19 protein-coding genes are annotated in these 20,297 nt (G+C 39.5%); 16 read left to right on the top strand and 3 right to left on the bottom strand.

The window, feature by feature from the left end; genetic code table 11:
* The first annotated feature begins 60 nt into the window (after positions 1-60).
* The 10 genes from miaB (at position 61) to MHB58_RS12835 (ending at position 12,617) form a co-directional block, all read left to right on the top strand.
* Entirely contained in the window at positions 61-1,596 is a 1,536-nt protein-coding gene (gene miaB / locus MHB58_RS12880) for a tRNA (N6-isopentenyl adenosine(37)-C2)-methylthiotransferase MiaB (RefSeq protein ID WP_065215634.1), read from the top strand.
* A complete protein-coding gene (locus MHB58_RS12875) occupies positions 1,593-2,030 on the top strand; it encodes a RicAFT regulatory complex protein RicA family protein (protein ID WP_008407607.1) in 438 nt (145 codons plus the stop codon). The genes miaB and MHB58_RS12875 overlap by 4 nt, the downstream gene beginning before the upstream one ends.
* Before the next feature lie 154 nt (positions 2,031-2,184).
* A complete protein-coding gene (locus tag MHB58_RS12870; RefSeq protein WP_340735374.1) occupies positions 2,185-4,374 on the top strand; it encodes a bifunctional diguanylate cyclase/phosphodiesterase in 2,190 nt (729 codons plus the stop codon).
* Positions 4,375-4,595: 221 nt separating this feature from the next.
* Complete coding sequence (gene cotE, locus MHB58_RS12865; protein WP_008407603.1) at positions 4,596-5,195, top strand: outer spore coat protein CotE; 600 nt, start codon at positions 4,596-4,598, stop codon at positions 5,193-5,195.
* Between the two features lie 180 nt (positions 5,196-5,375).
* Positions 5,376-7,991: a DNA mismatch repair protein MutS gene (mutS, locus tag MHB58_RS12860; RefSeq protein WP_340735373.1), complete on the top strand. Its 2,616-nt coding sequence runs from the start codon at positions 5,376-5,378 to the stop codon at positions 7,989-7,991.
* 14 nt (positions 7,992-8,005) lie between these two features.
* The gene (mutL, locus tag MHB58_RS12855; protein WP_340735372.1) at positions 8,006-9,895 is read left to right on the top strand and encodes a DNA mismatch repair endonuclease MutL; all 1,890 of its coding nucleotides are present in this window, start codon (positions 8,006-8,008) and stop codon (positions 9,893-9,895) included.
* Between the two features lie 219 nt (positions 9,896-10,114).
* Positions 10,115-11,032, top strand: coding sequence for an alpha/beta fold hydrolase (locus MHB58_RS12850; RefSeq protein WP_014823383.1), 918 nt, complete (start codon positions 10,115-10,117; stop codon positions 11,030-11,032).
* Positions 11,025-11,933, top strand: a complete 909-nt coding sequence (gene miaA, locus MHB58_RS12845; protein ID WP_014823384.1) for a tRNA (adenosine(37)-N6)-dimethylallyltransferase MiaA — start codon at positions 11,025-11,027, stop codon at positions 11,931-11,933. Before MHB58_RS12850 ends, miaA begins: the two co-directional genes overlap by 8 nt.
* Before the next feature lie 77 nt (positions 11,934-12,010).
* Positions 12,011-12,235, top strand: a complete 225-nt coding sequence (hfq, locus tag MHB58_RS12840; protein WP_008407593.1) for an RNA chaperone Hfq — start codon at positions 12,011-12,013, stop codon at positions 12,233-12,235.
* 79 nt (positions 12,236-12,314) lie between these two features.
* A complete protein-coding gene (locus MHB58_RS12835) occupies positions 12,315-12,617 on the top strand; it encodes a rhodanese-like domain-containing protein (RefSeq protein ID WP_014823385.1) in 303 nt (100 codons plus the stop codon).
* A 49-nt stretch (positions 12,618-12,666) separates the two neighbouring features.
* Here the strand turns inward: MHB58_RS12835 and MHB58_RS12830 are convergent, their stop codons facing one another.
* The gene (locus MHB58_RS12830; RefSeq protein ID WP_008407591.1) at positions 12,667-13,275 is read right to left on the bottom strand and encodes a trimeric intracellular cation channel family protein; all 609 of its coding nucleotides are present in this window, start codon (positions 13,273-13,275) and stop codon (positions 12,667-12,669) included.
* Positions 13,276-13,392: 117 nt separating this feature from the next.
* On the opposite strand from MHB58_RS12830, the gene MHB58_RS12825 reads away from it, so the two are divergent.
* From MHB58_RS12825 to glnA, 3 genes are all read left to right on the top strand, one after another.
* The gene (locus MHB58_RS12825) at positions 13,393-14,640 is read left to right on the top strand and encodes a methionine gamma-lyase family protein (RefSeq protein ID WP_340735371.1); all 1,248 of its coding nucleotides are present in this window, start codon (positions 13,393-13,395) and stop codon (positions 14,638-14,640) included.
* 164 nt (positions 14,641-14,804) lie between these two features.
* Positions 14,805-15,185: a MerR family transcriptional regulator gene (locus tag MHB58_RS12820; protein ID WP_008407589.1), complete on the top strand. Its 381-nt coding sequence runs from the start codon at positions 14,805-14,807 to the stop codon at positions 15,183-15,185.
* A gap of 62 nt (positions 15,186-15,247) precedes the next feature.
* Positions 15,248-16,582 carry a type I glutamate--ammonia ligase gene (gene glnA, locus MHB58_RS12815; RefSeq protein WP_008407588.1) on the top strand — a complete coding sequence of 445 codons (1,335 nt, stop codon included), beginning with the start codon at positions 15,248-15,250 and terminating at the stop codon, positions 16,580-16,582.
* Positions 16,583-16,728: 146 nt separating this feature from the next.
* Here the strand turns inward: glnA and MHB58_RS12810 are convergent, their stop codons facing one another.
* Positions 16,729-17,145 carry a gamma-type small acid-soluble spore protein gene (locus MHB58_RS12810; RefSeq protein WP_014823387.1) on the bottom strand — a complete coding sequence of 139 codons (417 nt, stop codon included), beginning with the start codon at positions 17,143-17,145 and terminating at the stop codon, positions 16,729-16,731.
* Positions 17,146-17,327: 182 nt separating this feature from the next.
* On the opposite strand from MHB58_RS12810, the gene MHB58_RS12805 reads away from it, so the two are divergent.
* From MHB58_RS12805 to MHB58_RS12795, 3 genes are all read left to right on the top strand, one after another.
* Complete coding sequence (locus tag MHB58_RS12805) at positions 17,328-18,035, top strand: DNA alkylation repair protein (RefSeq protein ID WP_014823388.1); 708 nt, start codon at positions 17,328-17,330, stop codon at positions 18,033-18,035.
* Between the two features lie 77 nt (positions 18,036-18,112).
* Entirely contained in the window at positions 18,113-18,658 is a 546-nt protein-coding gene (locus tag MHB58_RS12800) for a 5' nucleotidase, NT5C type (protein ID WP_008407584.1), read from the top strand.
* Positions 18,659-18,773: 115 nt separating this feature from the next.
* Positions 18,774-19,469, top strand: coding sequence for a gamma-glutamyl-gamma-aminobutyrate hydrolase family protein (locus tag MHB58_RS12795; protein ID WP_340735370.1), 696 nt, complete (start codon positions 18,774-18,776; stop codon positions 19,467-19,469).
* Positions 19,470-19,550: 81 nt separating this feature from the next.
* Here MHB58_RS12795 and lexA read toward each other — a convergent pair whose 3' ends face one another.
* Positions 19,551-20,174 carry a transcriptional repressor LexA gene (gene lexA, locus MHB58_RS12790; RefSeq protein ID WP_008407580.1) on the bottom strand — a complete coding sequence of 208 codons (624 nt, stop codon included), beginning with the start codon at positions 20,172-20,174 and terminating at the stop codon, positions 19,551-19,553.
* Positions 20,175-20,297 lie beyond the last annotated feature (123 nt).

The following is a 20,297-nucleotide window of genomic DNA, read 5'->3' as shown; positions in this document are numbered from 1 at the left end:
ACAGTTCGCTATAATGATGAAATGAGTAAAGGTAATAAATGATAGGGGGGCAAGTAGTCGATGAATGAAGAACAACGACTAGCTAGTCAGCAGATTAAACAACCTAAGGAAGAAAAAGACTATAGTAAATATTTTGAGAAAGTATTTACGGCTCCTTCACTAAAAGACGCGAAAAAGCGCGGTAAAGAAGAAGTAAAATATCATAAAGATTTTGATATCGAAGAAAAATATTTAGGAATGGGACAGGATCGTAAGTTTTATATTCGAACATACGGCTGTCAAATGAATGAGCATGACACAGAAGTAATGGCTGGTATTTTCATGCAGCTTGGCTATACACCGACTGAAATGATTGAAGAAGCGGATGTTGTTTTACTAAACACGTGCGCCATTCGTGAAAATGCGGAAAATAAAGTATTCGGTGAGCTAGGCTTCCTGTTAAAATATAAACGTAAAAATCCGGAAATGCTGATTGGTGTTTGCGGATGTATGTCGCAAGAAGAATCTGTCGTGAACAAAATATTAAAACAGTATCAGCATGTTGATATGGTGTTCGGGACACATAATATCCACCGATTACCGAATATTTTACACGATGCTTATATGTCAAAGGAAATGGTTGTCGAAGTTTGGTCAAAAGAAGGCGATGTCATTGAAAACCTTCCGAAAAAACGTATTGGCTCGATTAAAGCATGGGTGAATATTATGTACGGCTGCGACAAGTTCTGTACATATTGTATCGTTCCGTATACACGAGGCAAGGAACGTTCTCGCCGCCCGGAAGAAATTATTCAGGAAGTGCGTGAATTGGCTGCACAAGGCTATAAAGAAATTATGCTTTTGGGCCAAAATGTCAATGCGTACGGTAAAGACTTTGATGATATTGAATACCGACTAGGTGATTTAATGGATGAGCTCCGTAAAATCGATATTCCACGTATTCGCTTTACGACAAGTCATCCGCGCGACTTTGATGATCATTTAATCGAAGTATTGGCAAAAGGCGGTAATCTTGTTGACCATATCCACTTACCGGTCCAGTCCGGTTCAAACGAAATATTAAAAATCATGGCCCGTAAATACACACGTGAGCATTTCCTGCAATTAGTCGATAAAATTAAAGCGGCAATTCCGGGTGTAACATTAACAACAGATATCATTGTAGGCTATCCGAATGAAACGGAAGAGCAATTCCAGGAAACGCTTGATTTATATCGTCAAGTCGGCTTTGATATGGCGTTCACGTATATTTACTCGCCTCGTGAAGGAACACCGGCTGCAAAAATGGTCGATAATGTAACAGATGAAGAAAAGAAAGACCGTCTGCACCGTTTAAATGCGGTTGTCTCTGAGTATTCTGCAAAAGCGCTCAAAGGTTTGGAAGGTCAAACAGTTGAAGTTTTAGTTGAAGGCAGCAGTAAAAGACGCGATGATGTGTTAGCTGGCTATACGCGCAAAAACCGTCTTGTTAACTTTAAGGCAGATCCAAAATTTATTGGTAAGCTTGTAAATGTAAAAATTTTAGAAGCAAAATCTTACTCTTTAATGGGTGAGTTTGTAGAAGAAGTGACAAAAGAGGGGGAGTTCGTAAAATGACAACAAAATTGTATACAAAAGATGAGATTGTAGAAAAAGCAAAAGAAATTGCCCATATGATTGCGAATACTGAAGAAGTAGAATTTTTCAAAAAAGCGGAAGAACAAATTAATGAAAATCAATTTGTCCGCGAAAAGATCGCTTCTTTAAAAGCATTGCAAAAGCAGGCGGTTAACTTTCAGCACTTAGGGAAAGAAAAAGCGCTTAATATGATTGAAGGTAAAATTACGGGAATTGAAACTGAAATCGATGAATTACCAGTCGTTCAACAATTTAAGCAATCACAGACAGAAGTAAATGAACTGTTACAATTAGTATCAAATGCCATTGCGAATAATGTTACAGATGAAGTTATTGCTTCTACAGGCGGCGATGTACTAAAAGGCGAAACAGGATCAAAAGTACGTAATAGTACACCAGGCTCATGTTCTTAAAATAATTATTAAAGATATCCCACGTGGATATCTTTTTTTATGTAGAGTTAATATTCTAAAAGTTTAGCAATATGTGACAATAAATATGTCGATATTCCTACTATTTTTTGTTATGATTTAAGTTAGTTAGAACTATATAGGAAGGACTTTACTAATGAACGAATTTGATAATCTAAGTGTAAGTGATGAAGGATTGTACGATTGGTTATGTCAGATGGCTCGGCAGATTGATTTGGCAGTAGCAATTATTAACCCGAATAAAGGGTATACAATTGAATTTGTAAACCAGATCTTTACGCAAACAACAGGGTACAGGGAAGATGATGTGCTCGGGTCAACACTTTCTTTACTACAGGGACCTCTTACTGACATGTTAAATGAGAATTCGATTCAGGAAAGTATTGAAAATGGACTGACATTTAAAACATCATCCTTTCATTACCGGAAAGATGGGTATGCATTTTGGAACGAAGTCAGGCATTTACCAATGTTTAATCAGCAAGGAATACTCCAATATTGTGTGATCATAATGAAAGATGTAACGGACTCCATGAACATAGAGTCGTTGATTGAGCTGGAACGTGAAGTCTACTTTAGTCTGGAAACAGGGCATCCACTTGAAAATGTATTACGTAATATTTGCAAATCGGTTGAAATAACTTTCGGAAAGAAATGCCATTGTTCCATCGTCCTTGTTGATGAAAATGACCGGATGATTAATATTTACGGTGAAATGTGGAAAGATTTGAAGGAGCTCGATGAGAAAGTTTTATTAATGGATATGAAAGACAATAGGAAAATAAATAAACCGCTCATTTTGAAAGACTTAGAGCAATCGATTTATCATGAAGCATATAGACCGATTATCGATAAATATCGTATAGTTTCAATGTGGAGTCAGCCAATTTTAAATTCAGAAGAAAAAACGATCGGTTTATTTACAATGTACTTTGAACAACGGGCAGAACCAAAAACGATTGAAATAAAATTCATGAACCGAATCGCACCGATTGTTACACTCGCATTAAAATATTTTGACCAAAAAAGTGCGATTCACCGTCTTGCTTTTTGTGATGTTGCATCCGGATTAAATAATTATGAACGCTTTAAAATCATTTTAAATGATTTTACTGCAAATCAGTCGATGGGGCATTTATATATTATTGAACCGGGAGAATATCAAAATATTATTGATTTGTATGACCGGCAAGGCGGGGATGAAGTGCTGCGTCAGCTAGCAAATCGAATACAGAATATCCCATCATTCGCAGACTCGATCATTGCGAGGTATACCCATTCAGCGATTATTGTAGCGACACGTTTATCATTACGGGAAATGAAGATTCCACCCATTGTAGCAGAACAGTTTTTATCAGAGCCATATTATATTGATGGAAAAGAAGTATACTTAACATTAAAAATAGGAACTTCATCTTTTAGTTCCCGTATTAATTACATAGAAGCAGTCCGCCAGGCGGATATTGCGTTATCAAGTGCCCTTAAAGTAACGGGCACTGTTATTAAAAATTTTAATATGAGTTTAATTGAATCTGTAGAACAAGAAATGAATGTACTGGCCCATTTTGCTCGCGGTCTAAAAAATAGTGAATTTTTTCCGATGCTCCAGCCGAAAGTGAACTTGATGACAGGGGAAATTGAAAGTTTTGAAGCTTTGGCACGTTGGAATTCGACGGATTTAGGTGTTGTCTCACCGACGTTATTTATTCCGGTTGCAGAAAATACCGGTAATATTTATAAAGTAGACCTCGAAATTTTCAAGAAGGTGCTCCTATGGCAAAAACAGCGACACGATGCGGGATTGAAATTGTATCAAGTATCGATCAATATTTCACCGAGCCATTTTTATAATCCGGCATTTGTAGAAAGTTCCATTGCCCTTATAGAAAGCTATAAAATAGATCCGAAATTTATAAAATTTGAAATAACCGAAAGTGTCGAACTGGAAAATGTCATAAGAGCAAAAAAAATAATCGACGAGTTGCAACAGCTGGGGATTGAAACATCGATTGATGACTTTGGTGTTGGTTATTCATCACTCAGCTATTTGCAGGAACTGCCATTTAAAGAAATCAAAATTGATAAAAGTTTTGTCGATAATTTAGCGAATCCACGGATGAATGCCGTTATTAAAACCATTATTCAGCTTTCGGATAACTTGAACATGGTATCTGTAGCAGAAGGAATCGAAACAGAAGAACAGCATCTTGAGCTAAAGCGATTAGGCTGTCAGGTTGGGCAAGGATACTATTATTATAAACCAATGTTAATTGAACAAATTAATGAACTATTAGATCAGCAGTTAAAAACTTCATTCAGCAAATGAAGCTCTCAGTAAAATAAAGATGGGCTAAATAAGACAGCACTATGTAGGCCTTATCCCGCTTCCTGACATAACTGCACCGAGGTATAATTGAATGAAGCAATAGCAAAAGCGCTACTACAACAAAGGTTTGTAGTAGTTTTTTTTTCTAAAAACTCATTTCACCCTTTAGGCACCTGTCGCATACAATAAGTCGAGTTAGTTGAAGAAAGGAGAGATGTTCGGTGAAGCGTTTACGTCAAATTGTGACGAAAGCAGTTATTGCAAAAGGGAAGAAGCGTACCGAATGTGTAGAAACGCTCTGTCCACCGAATGCGCCAACGAGCATATTAGGTTGTTGGGTAATTAACCATCAATACCAGGCGAAACGTAACGGTAAATTTGTTGAGGTGACAGGGAAATTCGAGGTGAATGTTTGGTACGCATATAACAATCATTCAAAAACGGCAGTGCATACAGAGACAATTTCCTATAAGGACCGTGTCAAACTATCATTCCGTGATGGAGATGAAGTCGATTCAAATGATGTAAAAGTCCGTGTATTACAAGCGCCGAATTGTATTGAGGCAGTGATTACTAAGCAAGGCGACAAAATCCAAGTAACGGTCGAGCGTGAATTTTTAGTGGAGATAATTGGGGAAACGACAGTTGTGATTAATGTACACCCACTGGATTATGAAGATGAATGGTCATATGAAGAAAGTTCACAGCAGCCATCCAGCACTTCTTCATCATCATCCTCGTCATCCTCGTCATCGTCTTCATCGTCCGACTCGGGCGGAAAAGATTATGGCAAAGATTATGACTCCTCATCATTTTCGTGAAAACGTCTATTTTTTAACAGCAAATTTAAAGTCGTAAAAAACTGCAAAAGTCTATCGTAAACAGAGGGGAATTGTTTGAAGATTACTTTCAGACAATTCCTTTTCTTTTCGTTTGCAAGGCAAAATGCGAGTCAAATGGTATAATACTTGTACAAGTTTTAGCAAGTGAGGGAAATAAACATGACTACATATACACCGATGATGCAACAATATTTACTCGTAAAACAAGATTACAAGGATGCTTTTTTATTTTACCGTTTAGGCGATTTTTATGAACTGTTTTTTGATGATGCCATTAAAGCGTCACAGCTTCTGGAAATTACACTAACAGCGCGCTCAGGCAATACCGATAATCCGATTCCAATGTGTGGGGTACCGCATCACTCTGCACAAGGCTATATCGAAACACTTGTCTCAAAAGGTTTTAAAGTGGCGGTATGCGAACAGACGGAAGACCCAAAGCATGCAAAAGGTGTTGTGAAACGTGAAGTAGTACAAGTAATTACTCCAGGTACGATTACAGAGGGGAAAGCACTTGACGGGAAATCCAATCATTTCATTGCAGCAGCTGAAAGTAATGAAAATGATGAAATGGTATTTGCCTATTTGGACGTATCGACAGGCGAAGCCAATTGTTCTGTTATTGAAGGAAGTGCAAAACAATTAATTCAGCAAGTACAAGCATATGCAATAAAAGAATTGATCGTAAACGAGCAGCTGCAGTTACTGCTTGCAGATTATGCGGAAGCAGGTGGTATTGTTCTGTCGCTTGAAACAGAAGAAATGGACCCGGTAAAAGCAAATCAGTATGTCGCTCATCTGCCGGTTCAGCTACAAGGCGTGGCAAAGCGATTATTACAATATGTGGAACGTACACAAATGCGTTCGTTATCACATATTCAGCCGTTTACCTATACTGAGGCACATAACTTCCTTCGCATCGATACGAATTCCAAACGTAATTTAGAGTTGATTCAATCGATACGCGGAGGTGATTCTAAAGGTACATTGCTGTGGCTTTTGGATGAAACGGTAACGGCGATGGGAGGCCGAAAACTGAAACAGTGGATGCACCAGCCGCTTGCAAAGAAAAATGCAATTGAAGCACGCCAGGCGATTGTTACAGAATTGCTGGAAGATTTCTTTTTGCGGGATGAATTGACGTCATTGCTGAAAAATGTATATGATCTAGAGCGTTTAGCAGGGCGAGTTGCATTTGGTTCTGTTGGAGGACGTGATCTGGCACAGCTGCGTGAATCATTACGCCAAGTACCGATGATTCAGCAAAAGCTTGTAACCAGCGGATTGGAAAAATGTACAGCACTAGGACAAAAGCTGGACGTATGCGCCGATATTGAACAATTGCTGGCAGAGGCGATTACCGATCAACCGCCAATTTCAATCAAAGAAGGCGATGTAATTCGCGATGGCTACAATGCACAGCTCGATGAATATCGTGATGCCTCCCGAAACGGGAAAGACTGGATTGCCCAGCTTGAGCAAAAAGAACGTGAACTGACAGGAATTAAAAATTTAAAAATAGGCTATAACCGTGTATTCGGCTATTATATCGAAATTACAAAATCCCATTTGAATAATACAGACCTGGCACGCTTTGAACGAAAACAAACTTTGGCGAATGCCGAGCGTTTTATTACAGAAGAATTAAAAGAAAAAGAAGCACTAATTTTAAATGCCGAAGAGCAGAGTCTTGCGCTGGAATATGATTTATTTGTAGCATTGCGTGAACAGTTAAAAGGGTATATTCCCCGTGTACAGGCATTGGCTGCCCAAATTAGTGAGCTTGATGTACTGATGAGCTTTGCGATGGTAACGGACAAATACCGTTTTACAAAGCCGGTATTCCATGACGGACGTGCTTTGAAAATTATTGAAGGAAGACATCCGGTTGTCGAGAAAATGCTCAATAAGCAAAGTTATGTACCGAATGATTGTGTGCTGACAAATGATAAAAATATGATGCTGATTACTGGTCCGAACATGTCGGGTAAAAGTACGTATATGCGCCAAGTAGCACTCATTGTCGTATTGGCACAAATGGGTTGCTATGTACCGGCTGATGAAGCAATACTTCCGATTACTGATCAGATTTTCACGCGTATCGGTGCAGCAGATGACTTAGCGGCAGGCCAATCGACATTTATGGTAGAAATGCTTGAATCACAGCATGCCATTACACATGCCACTAAAAACAGTCTGCTGCTGTTTGATGAAATCGGACGCGGTACATCAACATATGACGGGATGAGTCTGGCACAGGCGATGATGGAATATATTCATGATGAAATCGGGGCAAACACATTATTTTCTACCCACTATCATGAACTGACGGATTTGGAAAATGAGCTTTCACGTCTGCAAAATGTTCATGTCAGTGCAACCGAGCAAGATGGCCGGGTTGTATTTTTGCATAAAGTGAAAAAAGGTGCCGCAGATAAAAGTTATGGTGTCCATGTGGCGGAGCTGGCAGAAATGCCTGAAACGATTTTACAACGTGCTCGCGTATTACTGGAGCAATTTGAAGCTGCGAATGAAGAAAAGCCGCAAGCGATCAATTATAAACAAGAACCACCTCAAAATCCGCAAATGCCGGAACAGGTGATGGAGAACGACCAGCAGCTTTCATTGTTTACAATAGAGGAAGAATCAGCAATCGCACCGGAACAACAAGAAGTGCTTGATGCATTGGCAAAGCTGAATGTGATGGGCACAACACCGATGCAGGCAATGACATTACTATATGAACTGCAGCAAAAATTACTAGGCAATCAATAAAGGAGGGAACGGCTTTGGGAAAAATTCAAATAATGGATGAGTGGCTATCGAATAAAATTGCAGCCGGTGAAGTAGTTGAACGCCCTTCATCTGTCGTGAAAGAGCTAGTTGAAAATGCAATCGATGCGGGCAGTACGTCAATCGAAATTTTCCTGGAAGAAGCGGGCCTTCATTCGATACAAGTCATTGATAACGGAAGCGGGATGGACGAGGAAGATGCTCTTAAATCCTTTTCCCGCCATGCTACATCAAAAATAGAAAAAGAACAGGATCTGTTCCGTATTCGGACACTCGGTTTCCGCGGGGAAGCATTGGCATCGATTGCTTCGGTTTCCAAGTTAACATTACGCACTTCGGACGGGAATGGAGGTGTGCACCTGTATATGGAAGGCGGTCATTTGAAGGAACACCAGCCGACCGCACTGCGCAGGGGAACAGATATTACTGTTGCACAGCTATTCTTTAATACACCGGCACGCCTGAAATATTTAAAAACGATTCAGACCGAGCTTGGGCATACAATCGATTTTGTTAACCGGATTGCGCTCGGCTATCCGACGATTGCGGTTAAACTTGTGCATAATGGGCAAACATTATTGCAAACGAACGGCCGCGGCCAGGTGCAGCAAGTATTGGCGGCAATATACGGTGCACACAATGCGAAGAAAATGCTGCCGTTTGAAGGGGGAAATCAAGATTATAAAATACATGGTTTTGCAAGTTTACCTGAAGTTACGCGTGCTTCGAAAAATTATATGTCACTTTTCGTCAATGGGCGCTGGGTCAAACATTTCGTGATTCAGAAGGCAATCATAGATGCATATCATACGTATTTACCGATTGAACGTTTCCCAATCGTACTTTTGTATGTTGAGGGAGATCCGCAATTAACAGATGTCAATGTCCATCCGGCGAAGCATCAGGTACGCTTAAGTAAAGAGCCGGAACTGCTGAAGCTTATTGAAGATACGATCCGTTCAGCGATTCGGGAGGTTATCCGTATTCCGCTCGCTGAAAAAAACGAAAAACCAATTCGAACGCCAACTGAACAGATGAATATTTGGAATCCGGCACCTGCAATGCAGCCGACATTTAATGAGGATAAGTTATCGACAATTGTTGAGCGATTATCAAATGAAGCATCTATTGTAAAAGAGCCGTATGCGCCGGTCCCGACACAACAACAGGTCGTGCCTGCAGCTCCACCTGAGCCGGAAAGCAGCGAACAGCATTCTACGGAAGACTTCCATGAAATTCCGACTATTGAAGAGGAAATGTACCTGGAAGAGTCACCAATGAAAGAAGTCGAATCGAAAAGGCATTTTCCACAAGTCGAAATTGTCGGACAGATTCACGGAACGTATATTGTAGCCCAAATGGAAGACGGATTTTATTTAATCGATCAGCATGCAGCACAGGAACGAATTAAGTATGAATATTTCCGAGATAAAGTCGGAGAAGTGAATGCAAACGAACGCCAGACTCTCCTCATGCCCTTAACATTCCATTATGCGGCTGATGAGGCATTACGTCTAAAAGAATCCAAGGAGGCACTTGAAGAAGTAGGGGTTTTCTTGGAGGAATTCGGTCTTTCTTCATTTGTTGTAAGGGAATACCCGACTTGGTTCCCAAAAGGCGAAGAACAGGAAATTATAGAGGAACTGATAGAGCAAGTGCTAAGCGCACGGAAAACCGATATAAAAAAATTGCGTGAAGATGCGGCCATTATGATGAGCTGCAAAAAGTCGATTAAAGCGAATCATTATTTAAATAAAGAACAGATGGAAAGACTGATTAATGACTTACGAAATGCTGACAATCCGTTTACATGTCCCCATGGGCGGCCTGTATTGATTCATTTTACGTCGTATGAAGTGGAAAAAATGTTTAAACGGGTAATGTAATTCATACAGTGAAAATTCAATAAGTGGGGATCTCTTCACTCCCACTGATTAGAGGGAACATAAGCTAAAACCGTCGCGTTTTGTGACAACGCTTGTGTGACTAACATTGTGTCGGCCCGAACCAATCGGGCTTTTACGGGTAGTCTTGCCTCTGAGATTACGCTTTCGAGGCAGATAAATTACTACTAGTTAATGCGGGATAAACGAGGGGATGGTTTTATGGAGCAACGGTCATTTTTCGTCACAATGTCAGACGGGCATGATATCTTTGTCCGCACATATACACCGAGTAAAAAGCGTATTGGGCATATTCATATTTTGCACGGGATGTCGGAACATAGTGGACGATATGAAAATTTCGCGGAGAAGCTATGTGATGAAGGGTATTTTGTAACAGCGCATGATCATCGCGGTCATGGTTTTACAGCGCAAAAAAACGGCATATTTGGTTATTTCGGACCTGAAAAGGGTTTTGAGCTTGTTGTAGATGATGTTGTAGAAGTGCTTTCCTTTTTGAAGAAAGAAACGGCAGAACGGGCTATTATATTCGGTCACAGTATGGGCTCTTTTATAGCACGACGTTTTATCCAACAGCATAGTGATAAAATAGAACGGCTGATTTTATCGGGTACGGGATCACCGACATTGCTTCATAAGGCAGGGCATATTATAGCGAAGCAGCTGGTAAACCTGCAGGGAGCAAAAATTCAAAGTGATCTTATGAATGATCTTAGTTTTAGCAGTTTCAATCGTAAAATTAAAGATCCGAAAACAAATTTTGACTGGCTTACAACCGATGAAGAGGAAGTACAAAAATATATTGATGATCCATTGTGCGGTGTGATCCCGACGAATCAATTTTTCGTTGATTTAACGGGAGGCATGTTGAAGCTCGAAAATGACCGTGCGAATGCGCGAATACGTCCTGATTTAAAAATACTTGTAGTAAACGGCACATATGATCCGATTGCCGGGCCTGAAGCAGAAGGGGCGTTTCATGTTGGTAAACTGTTTGCACGTTCGGGTGTAGAACATGTAAAGGTGCATATATTTGAAGGAATGCGGCATGAAATTTTAAACGAAAAAAAGAAAGAACAAGTAAAAGAAATAATTGTACGGTGGTTAAAAGATGAATAAAAAAATCGATGTCGTGGCCATTATCGGTCCTACAGCATCCGGAAAAACAGCGCTGAGTATCCGCTTGGCAAAAGAGATTGACGGTGAAATTATTAACGGAGATTCCATGCAGATCTACCGCCATATGGATATCGGTACGGCCAAAATTACCGAAGCCGAAATGAAAGGGGTTCCGCATCACCTGCTTGATATTAAAGAACCGACAGAAGGTTTTTCGGTTGCAGAATATCAACAGCTTGTCCGCGGTAAAATTGAAGAGATTCAAGCTCGGGGGAAAATGCCGATTATTGTTGGGGGAACGGGGTTATATGTACAATCTGTCCTATATGATTTTCAATTTGCCAAACAAGAGGTCGATGAAACAGCTCGCGAAAATTATTATAGAGAACTTGAAGTGTTAGGGCCTGAAGCGATGCATGCGAAACTTGTTCAAATGGACCCGGCAGCGGCGGCGTCCATTCATCCGAACAATACAAGACGTGTTATTCGGGCAATGGAAATGGCAGAACTTGCAGGAGTCTCTCGAGCAGAAGAGCAATTCAATCGAGGGGACATACCGTTATATAACCATGTAATAATCGGGTTGGATATGGATCGCGAAAAACTTTATGAAAGAATTAACTTACGTGTCGATTTAATGATGGAAGCGGGTCTTGTCGAAGAAGTCCGCGCGCTATATGAAGGGGGAATCCGTGATGTCCAGGCGATTAAAGCGATCGGCTATAAAGAGCTGTATGCCCATTTTGATGGACTTGTTTCACTTGAAGAAGCAGTGGAACAGATTAAACAAAATTCCCGTCGCTATGCGAAACGTCAACTTACCTATTTCCGAAATAAAATGGAAATTGCGTGGATCGGAAATGATTGGAATAAAATAAAAAGTTTATTTGAAATTCATTAAATTTAAAGGGAAATTTTGTCCGCATAACGAATAGGTAACTATTGCATGTATTTTAAGGTAAGGGAGATTGAACGACGATGAAATCGATAAATTTGCAAGATACTTTTTTAAACAATTTACGTAAAAATAATGTTTTTGTAACGGTATTTCTGTTAAATGGCTTCCAATTAAAAGGACTTATAAAATCATATGATAACTTTACCGTACTATTGGAATCGGAAGGAAAACAGCAGCTTATTTACAAGCATGCAATTTCTACTTTTGTACCGTCCAAAAATGTAGCGTTAACGGAAGAAGAGTAACAACCTAGCCAAACTTGTAGCGAATTTTGATCTGATTGATTATAATGACTAAGATGCTATAAGTATTGGAGGATTTTTGATGAAAACGATGACAACAGATGAACTGATCAACTTACTCGATGCAAATGAAGATTTAAATGTAATCGATGTTCGTGAAGATTTTGAAGTGGAACACGGAATGATTCCAGGTGCTGTACATATTCCACTTGGCTCAATCCCGGAACGTACTAATGAACTAGACAATTCAAAATCCTACATCGTCGTATGTAAAGGCGGAGTACGCAGTGCAAATGCTTGCGAATATCTGGCAGAGCAAGGTTTTGATGTAACGAATTTAGATGGCGGAATGATGGCCTATGATGGAGAATTAGAATTTAAATAATTTCCAAAAGAAGGGAGTGCCGATTGATTCGGCACTCCCTTTAGTTATCCTACTTTGTATAATAAATTTTCTTTGATGGCAGGCTCCAGCCTTTAGTGTATGAACATATCCGCAGGACAGTAATGGAAACAAATAAAAAGTATAAAAACAAATCCCCCTTAAAAATTTCAAGGCCGATTAAGAAACCTGCACTGGCCGCCCAAACGGCATAAATTTCGTGACGCAGTATAATGGGTCTTCTACCGGCAAGCAAGTCCCGAACCACCCCCCCGCCTGCACCTGTTAAAACGGCAGCTACAATTACTGCTACAATCGGTAACTCCAGGTGGACAGCATGCATTGCACCTTGAATGGCAAAGGCGGATAATCCGATTGCGTCGGTAACGTATCCCCATCGACTCCACTGTTTAAATAAATGATGCGGAATTAAAAAGAAAACCGTAATCGCAAGAAGCGCGAATTGAAACATAAGCTCCTGGTTCCATAATGTCGAGACCGGCAGGCCGATTAATATATTACGGATAGCCCCGCCGCCAAAAGCTGTAACGATACCTAATATGTACACCCCAAATAAATCATACTCTTCTTCCATTGCCACAATTGCCCCGGAAATGGCAAAGGCAACCGTTCCGATCAAACTAAATACATCCCACGCCATAAACATCTCTCCCTTAATGTCCTTTCGACCATGACAATAGCAGTTTTTCAAACATTCGTCAAAACTATTTTTTTTCATGTATAATGGATACAGTTTGAACAGAATGGAGCAGGAATTATGGCATTTCAATCAATATTATCAGCTGAAACATTAACGCTTGCAGCACAAGTGGAAGAAAAAGTCCGCACTTATCATCAGGAAGTCGATGAACGTGCATTTTATAATCAACAAAAGGTACTGGCAGCTTTTCGAAATAATCAGGTAAGTGACTTTCATCTTCATCCTTCAACAGGGTATGGATATGATGATGAGGGCCGAGATAATTTAGAGCGTGTATATGCGCAAACTTTCGGGGCAGAGGCGGCCATCGTACGTCCTCAGATCATTTCGGGTACACATGCGATCACATTAAGTTTATTCGGTGTATTACGACCGGGTGATGAATTGGTTTATATTACAGGCAAACCGTACGATACACTACAATCAATCGTTGATGGTGGCGAAAAGGATACAGGTTCCTTGAAAGACTATAAGATTGGCTATTCTCATGTAGATTTAATCGACAATAAGAAAATCGATTGGGAAGGTGTAAAAAAGGCAGTAAACGAAAATACGAAAATGATTGCGATACAGCGTTCCAAAGGCTATGCAACACGACCATCATTTACGATTAAACAAATTTCCGAAATGGTTGTGAAAATACGGACAATCGCACCGAATGCCATTATTTTTGTAGATAACTGCTACGGTGAATTTGTGGAATTACTTGAACCGACAGAAGTTGGCGTTGACTTAATGGCCGGTTCATTAATTAAAAATCCTGGTGGGGGCTTTGCAAAAATCGGTGGATATATTGCAGGTCGTGCAGATTTAGTTGAAAAATGTGCATACCGTATGACATCACCGGGAATTGGAGCTGAGGCAGGCGCTTCATTAAATACGTTAGCAGACTTTTACCAAGGTTTCTTCATGGCACCGCATATTGTTGCACAAAGTTTAAAAGGTGCAATTTTTACATCCGCAATGCTTGAGGAAATCGGTATGACAACATCTCCCCATTATACTGATGTTCGTACGGATCTCATTCAATCCGTTTCATTCCAAACGGCGGAACAGATGATAGCTTTCTGTCGTGAGATTCAGGCTGCTTCACCTATTAATGCCCATTTTGCGCCGGAGCCTGCCTATATGCCTGGATACGAAGATGATGTCATTATGGCGGCAGGTACATTTGTTCAAGGATCAAGTATTGAATTAACGGCAGACGGTCCAATCCGCCCTCCTTATACAGCCTTCATCCAGGGTGGTTTAACATATGAACATGTAAAATATGCTATTTGTTCTGCTGTCCAAAAGCTAAAGTGATATTTAGGGATCGTCCATTTAATGGGCGATTTTTTTATATGCGTAAAATTCGCTATATTCTGTATACTTTTCGCTCATTTAAAAAAGTAATGTCAGTTTTTCTAACATACATTTGACAATGTAAATTACAAGTCGTAATATAGCGATAAGGGAGGTGAATTAAATTGAGTAGTGAAATTCGACGTTCAATGCCACTATTATCGATAAGTATCGTCATGCAATTGACGGATCTGACAGCAAGACAAATCCGTTATTATGAAGAGCATGATTTAATTCAGCCGCACCGTACAGAAGGAAATCGACGCATGTTTTCTTTAAATGATGTCGACACTTTATTGGAAATCAAGGATATGCTTGAACAGGGCATCAATATGGCAGGGATCAAAAAAGTATTTGCTTTGAAAAATGATCCGGCAGCACAGCAAGCGAGCAAAGAAATTTCCGATTCGGACTTACGCAAAATTTTACGTGAAGAAATGCGCCAGGCACAACGCATGCAAAAAACATCTATTCGACAAGGGGATTTATCGCGCTTTTACCAATAGCGTGTAAATTATAAAAGATCGAGTAAAATCGGTACTGAACAAATTTAGGAGTGTGGAATTTAGTGGGCAAATATACAAAAGACGATATTAAACGTCTAGTAGAAGAAGAACAAGTAAAATTCATTCGTTTACAGTTTACAGATATTTTAGGGACAATTAAAAACGTAGAAATTCCTGTAAGCCAACTAGATAAAGCATTGGACAATAAAATGATGTTTGATGGTTCATCAATTGAAGGTTTCGTACGTATTGAAGAATCGGATATGTACTTATATCCGGATTATGATTCATTCATGATTTTCCCATGGACAGCTGAAAAAGGGAAGGTAGCACGTTTCATCTGTGATATTTACAATCCGAACGGTACACCATTTGCAGGTGATCCACGTAACAACCTGAAACGAGTATTGAAGGAAATGAAAGAACTAGGATTTACAGATTTCAACTTAGGACCAGAACCGGAGTTTTTCCTATTTAAACTGGATGCAAAAGGCGAGCCAAGCTTGGAAGTAAATGACCACGGCGGCTATTTCGACTTGGCACCGACAGATTTAGGTGAAAACTGCCGTCGAGATATCGTATTGGAATTGGAAGAAATGGGCTTTGAAATTGAAGCTTCTCACCATGAAGTTGCACCGGGTCAACATGAGATTGACTTTAAATATGCGGATGCTATTACTGCATGCGACAACATCCAAACATTTAAATTAGTTGTTAAGACAATTGCACGTAAGCACGGTTTACATGCGACGTTCATGCCAAAACCTTTATTCGGTGAAGCTGGATCGGGAATGCACTTTAACGTTTCTTTATTTAAAGGAAAAGAAAATGCATTTTATGATGAGTCTACTGAATTAGGGCTTTCTGAAACAGCGATGCAATTCATGGCAGGTGTGCTTGACCATGTTCAAGGTTTTACTGCAATTACAAATCCGACAGTAAACTCTTATAAACGTTTAGTACCAGGTTATGAAGCTCCATGTTACGTAGCATGGTCTGCGCAAAACCGTTCACCGTTAATCCGTATTCCTTCTTCTCGTGGCGTATCAACACGTGTAGAAGTTCGTTCAGTGGACCCATCAGCAAATCCATATTTAGCGATGGCGGTAATTTTAGAGGCGGGTCTTGAAGGGATCCGCAAAAAAACAACGCCACCACCAGCAATTAACCGAAACATTTATGTAATGAGCGAAGAAGAGCGTAAAGCTAACGGCATCGATAATCTGCCTGCAGCTTTAGATGATGCATTAGCATTACTAGCAAAAGATGAAGTGGTTCAAAGAGCATTAGGCAACCATATCTATGCGAACTTTAAAGAAGCAAAAGAAATTGAGTTCGATATGTACCGTTCAACTGTTCACCAGTGGGAACGCGACCAATATATGAAAATGTACTAAGAAGAAAGGGCTGGGGCTAAAATTCCAGCTCTTTTTTTTGCATTTTTTTTGTATAGTCGTATTCAATTTTAACCAAAATAACTGTTGTAATTTATTCGTATAATATAAAAGAAACCGGCAATATAAATTGCCGGTTCAATAATGCATTATTTATTGCCGTTTTGGAAACGGTTTTTACCGTAAGAGCCAGAAGCTTGCTGTTTTTTAGCTTCAGCTTGCTGGTTTTGCTGTTTTACCTGGTTAACATCTGTTTCCATGCCAAACTCAGCGTTCATTGAAGTGAGTTTTTTCTGTAAACCACTGTTTGTAAACACACCAGAAGCTTGTTGCTTTTTAGCTTCAGCTTGCTGGTTTTGCTGTTTCACCTGGTTAACGTTTGTTTCCATACCAAACTCAGCATTCATTGAATTCGGTTTCTTCTGCAAACCGCTATTTGCAAACGCACCAGAAGCTTGTTGCTTTTTAGCTTCAGCTTTTTGGTTTTGCTGCATTACTTGGTTAACATCCGTTTCCATTCCGAATTCGGCGTTATTCTTGTTATTGATGTTTTTATTTTTTGACATCAAAATCACCTCCTGACATTATTCTGTTCAGAGGTTGCTTTATTATTCGGTTAAATCAATTGCCAATTTTTTAAAAATTTTAAATGTGCGATCACCAATGCTTCAGTACCTTGGAATGATAAGTATATAAATCGTATAATAAGAAGGATTAAAATTTACCGATTGAACATAAGGAGGCTATTATGAAACTTGATACAATGATGCAAGAATTAGAGGCATTGGGTAAAGAGCGTACAAAAAAGATTTATATGTCCAATGGAGCAAAGGAGCCGTTATTCGGTGTAACGACTGGCTCGATGAAACCGTATGTAAAACAAATAAAAATAAATCAGGAGCTGGCTGAACAGCTTTATGCGACAGGCAACTATGATGCAATGTATTTTGCCGGGGTTATTGCGGATCCGAAAGCAATGACTGAAGAAGATTACGATCGCTGGATTGAACAAGCCTATTTTTATATGATTTCCGATTATGTTGTTGCAGTGACTTTGGCTGAATCCGATATTGCGCAAGAAGTAAGCGATAAATGGATTGCAAGTGGTGAGGAACTAAAAATGTCGGCAGGTTGGCATTGTTACTGCTGGCAGCTCGGCAATCGTAAAGATGAAGAATTTTCAAAAGAAAAATTATTGGGTATGCTTGAGTATGTAAAACAAAATATCCGTCAAGCACCACCACGTACACAAGTAGCAATGAATAACTTTGTCATGACAGTAGGTGTTTCATTTAAACCTCTACATGAAGAGGCTGTCCAATTCGCTAAGGAAATCGGGCCAATTGAAACGAAACGTGAAGGGAAAAAGCCGGGTTTGCTGCACGCTTTTGCTGAAATAGAAAAACAGGTGGAAAAAGGACGAATCGGCTTTAAACGTAAATATGTACGCTGTTAATTGTAAAGAGTTATACCTTGTTTTTTCGCCATACAATTGTATAAACTAAAATTAGGAATTTTCAAGGAGGCTATTACATGAAAAAAAGCATTGCCATCGATATGGACCAGGTGCTGGCTGACTTTTATTCGAAATTATGTGTTACATATAACGAGAATTTCGGGACAAATTTTACCGATGAAGAATTTCTTCTGACGACACAGCGCGATTTACCTAGAGAAGATGCGAAAAAATTATTTGCTCTATTAAATGAGCCCGGCTATTTCAGAGATTTAAAAGTACTGGATGAAGATGCAATTGATGTCATTCGAGAGCTGCAGGAGCATTATGAGATTTATATTGCGACAGCTGCCATGGATGTACCCGGGTCATTTACAGCGAAGTACGATTGGTTAATGGAGTATTTACCATTTATCAAAACACAGAACATAGTGTTTTGTGGAAATAAAGCGGTAATACATACTGATTATTTAATTGACGATAGCCCACGCCAACTCAAGTCATTTAAAGGAACAGGTATATTGTATTCGATGCCGTACAATCGATCAGAAGAAGGTTTCATGCGTGTGAACAACTGGAAAGAAATTAAACAGTATTTTATAAAACAACTGGAAATTGTTTAAAAGGGAAAGGGTTGCAATCAGGCAATCCTTTTATATTTTTGTAGTAACATAGCTTAACGAAATAGTATAATTTAAATAATTGGAATTATCTTTAAATTGTAAGGGGATAGAATGAATGAAACCGATTATTGGATTAACAATGTATGATTTTGACAAGAAATTGGATATAAACAACGCATATTTGACGTCGATAGAACTAGCGGGGGGTATACCAATTTGTATACCGAATGCTACGGAAGAAAACGTAGAAGCAGTATTAAATTTAGTTGATGGCCTCGTATTAATTGGTGGAGCGGATATCGATCCATTATTGTTTAATGAGGAACCGCACCGTCATATCGGTAGTGTTGTTAGAAAGCGTGATGACAGCGATCTTTTATTAATGAAGGCAGCCTTTAAAAGACAAATGCCTGTTCTAGGTATTTGCCGTGGACAACAAATTATGAATGTTGCATTCGGAGGTACGATAATTCAGGATATACCATCACAGGTGGAGAATATAATCTTACATAAACAACCTTCAAAGCGTGGAGAATTGGCACATACCGTTGAAGTGAAGACACCGAAATTTAAGGAGATTTTTACAGAAGAAACATTCCGTGTTAACACATTTCACCATCAATCTGTAGGAAAGTTAGGGGAAGGACTTCTTGTTTCGGCAGTTGCGAAAGACGGCATTATTGAAGGAATTGAACACGAATCCCATCCGTATTGTGTGGCGGTACAATGGCACCCGGAAGAATTGGCGCCAAACGGGGATGTTTATGCACAGCGCTTATTTAAAAGTTTTATAGAAGCATGCCATAAGTAATAAAAGGCTCAGTCGTTTACGGCTGAGTTTTTTTATTTCATTAAAAAACTTGCCGATTCTATTAGAATGGCAAGCTTCTGATTAATGAATATTTCGATAGAGGCCGACTACTTTACCTAAAATAGAAACCTGATTGACAATGATCGGCTCCATTGAACTGTTCTCAGGCTGTAAGCGGAAATGAGTTTTTTCTTTGTAAAAGCGTTTGACTGTCGCTTCATCATCTTCCGTCATTGCTACAACAATCTCTCCATTGTTCGCGGTAGACGTTTTTTTGACGATTACATAATCCCCATTTAAAATTCCGGCTTCAATCATGGATTCACCCATAATTTCAAGCATAAATAGTTCTTCTTCCGGTGAGCCGTATGCATCCGGCAACGGGAAATATTCCTGAATATCCTCGATTGCAGAAATAGGCAGACCAGCTGTAACTTTACCGATTAACGGAACATGGATGACACCTTGTTTGGTGATGTTCATCTCTTCCTGGTCCAATATTTCAATGGCACGCGGTTTAGTAGGGTCACGACGAATAAGCCCTTTACTTTCTAAACGAGCTAAATGCCCGTGGACAGTTGAACTGGAAGCTAAACCTACCGCTTCTCCAATTTCGCGTACTGATGGCGGATAGCCTTTAGAACGAACTTCCTCTTTTATAAAAGTTAGAATAGCCTGCTGCCGCTTTGAAATTTTTTGTGTCAACTAACTCACCTCTTTATCATGCTATTTTTCTTAAAGTAAGTATAGCAGTATGCGAACACGAATGCAAACATAAGTTCGAAAAAACGGTTGACAAAAACATATGTTCGTATTATTATGAGAACA

The sequence above is a fragment of the Solibacillus sp. FSL K6-1554 genome, assembly GCF_038005185.1.
Lineage (GTDB): Bacteria > Bacillota > Bacilli > Bacillales_A > Planococcaceae > Solibacillus > Solibacillus silvestris.
Note: the sequence above shows the minus strand (reverse complement) of the source record. Positions and strands in the feature narration are given on the sequence as shown.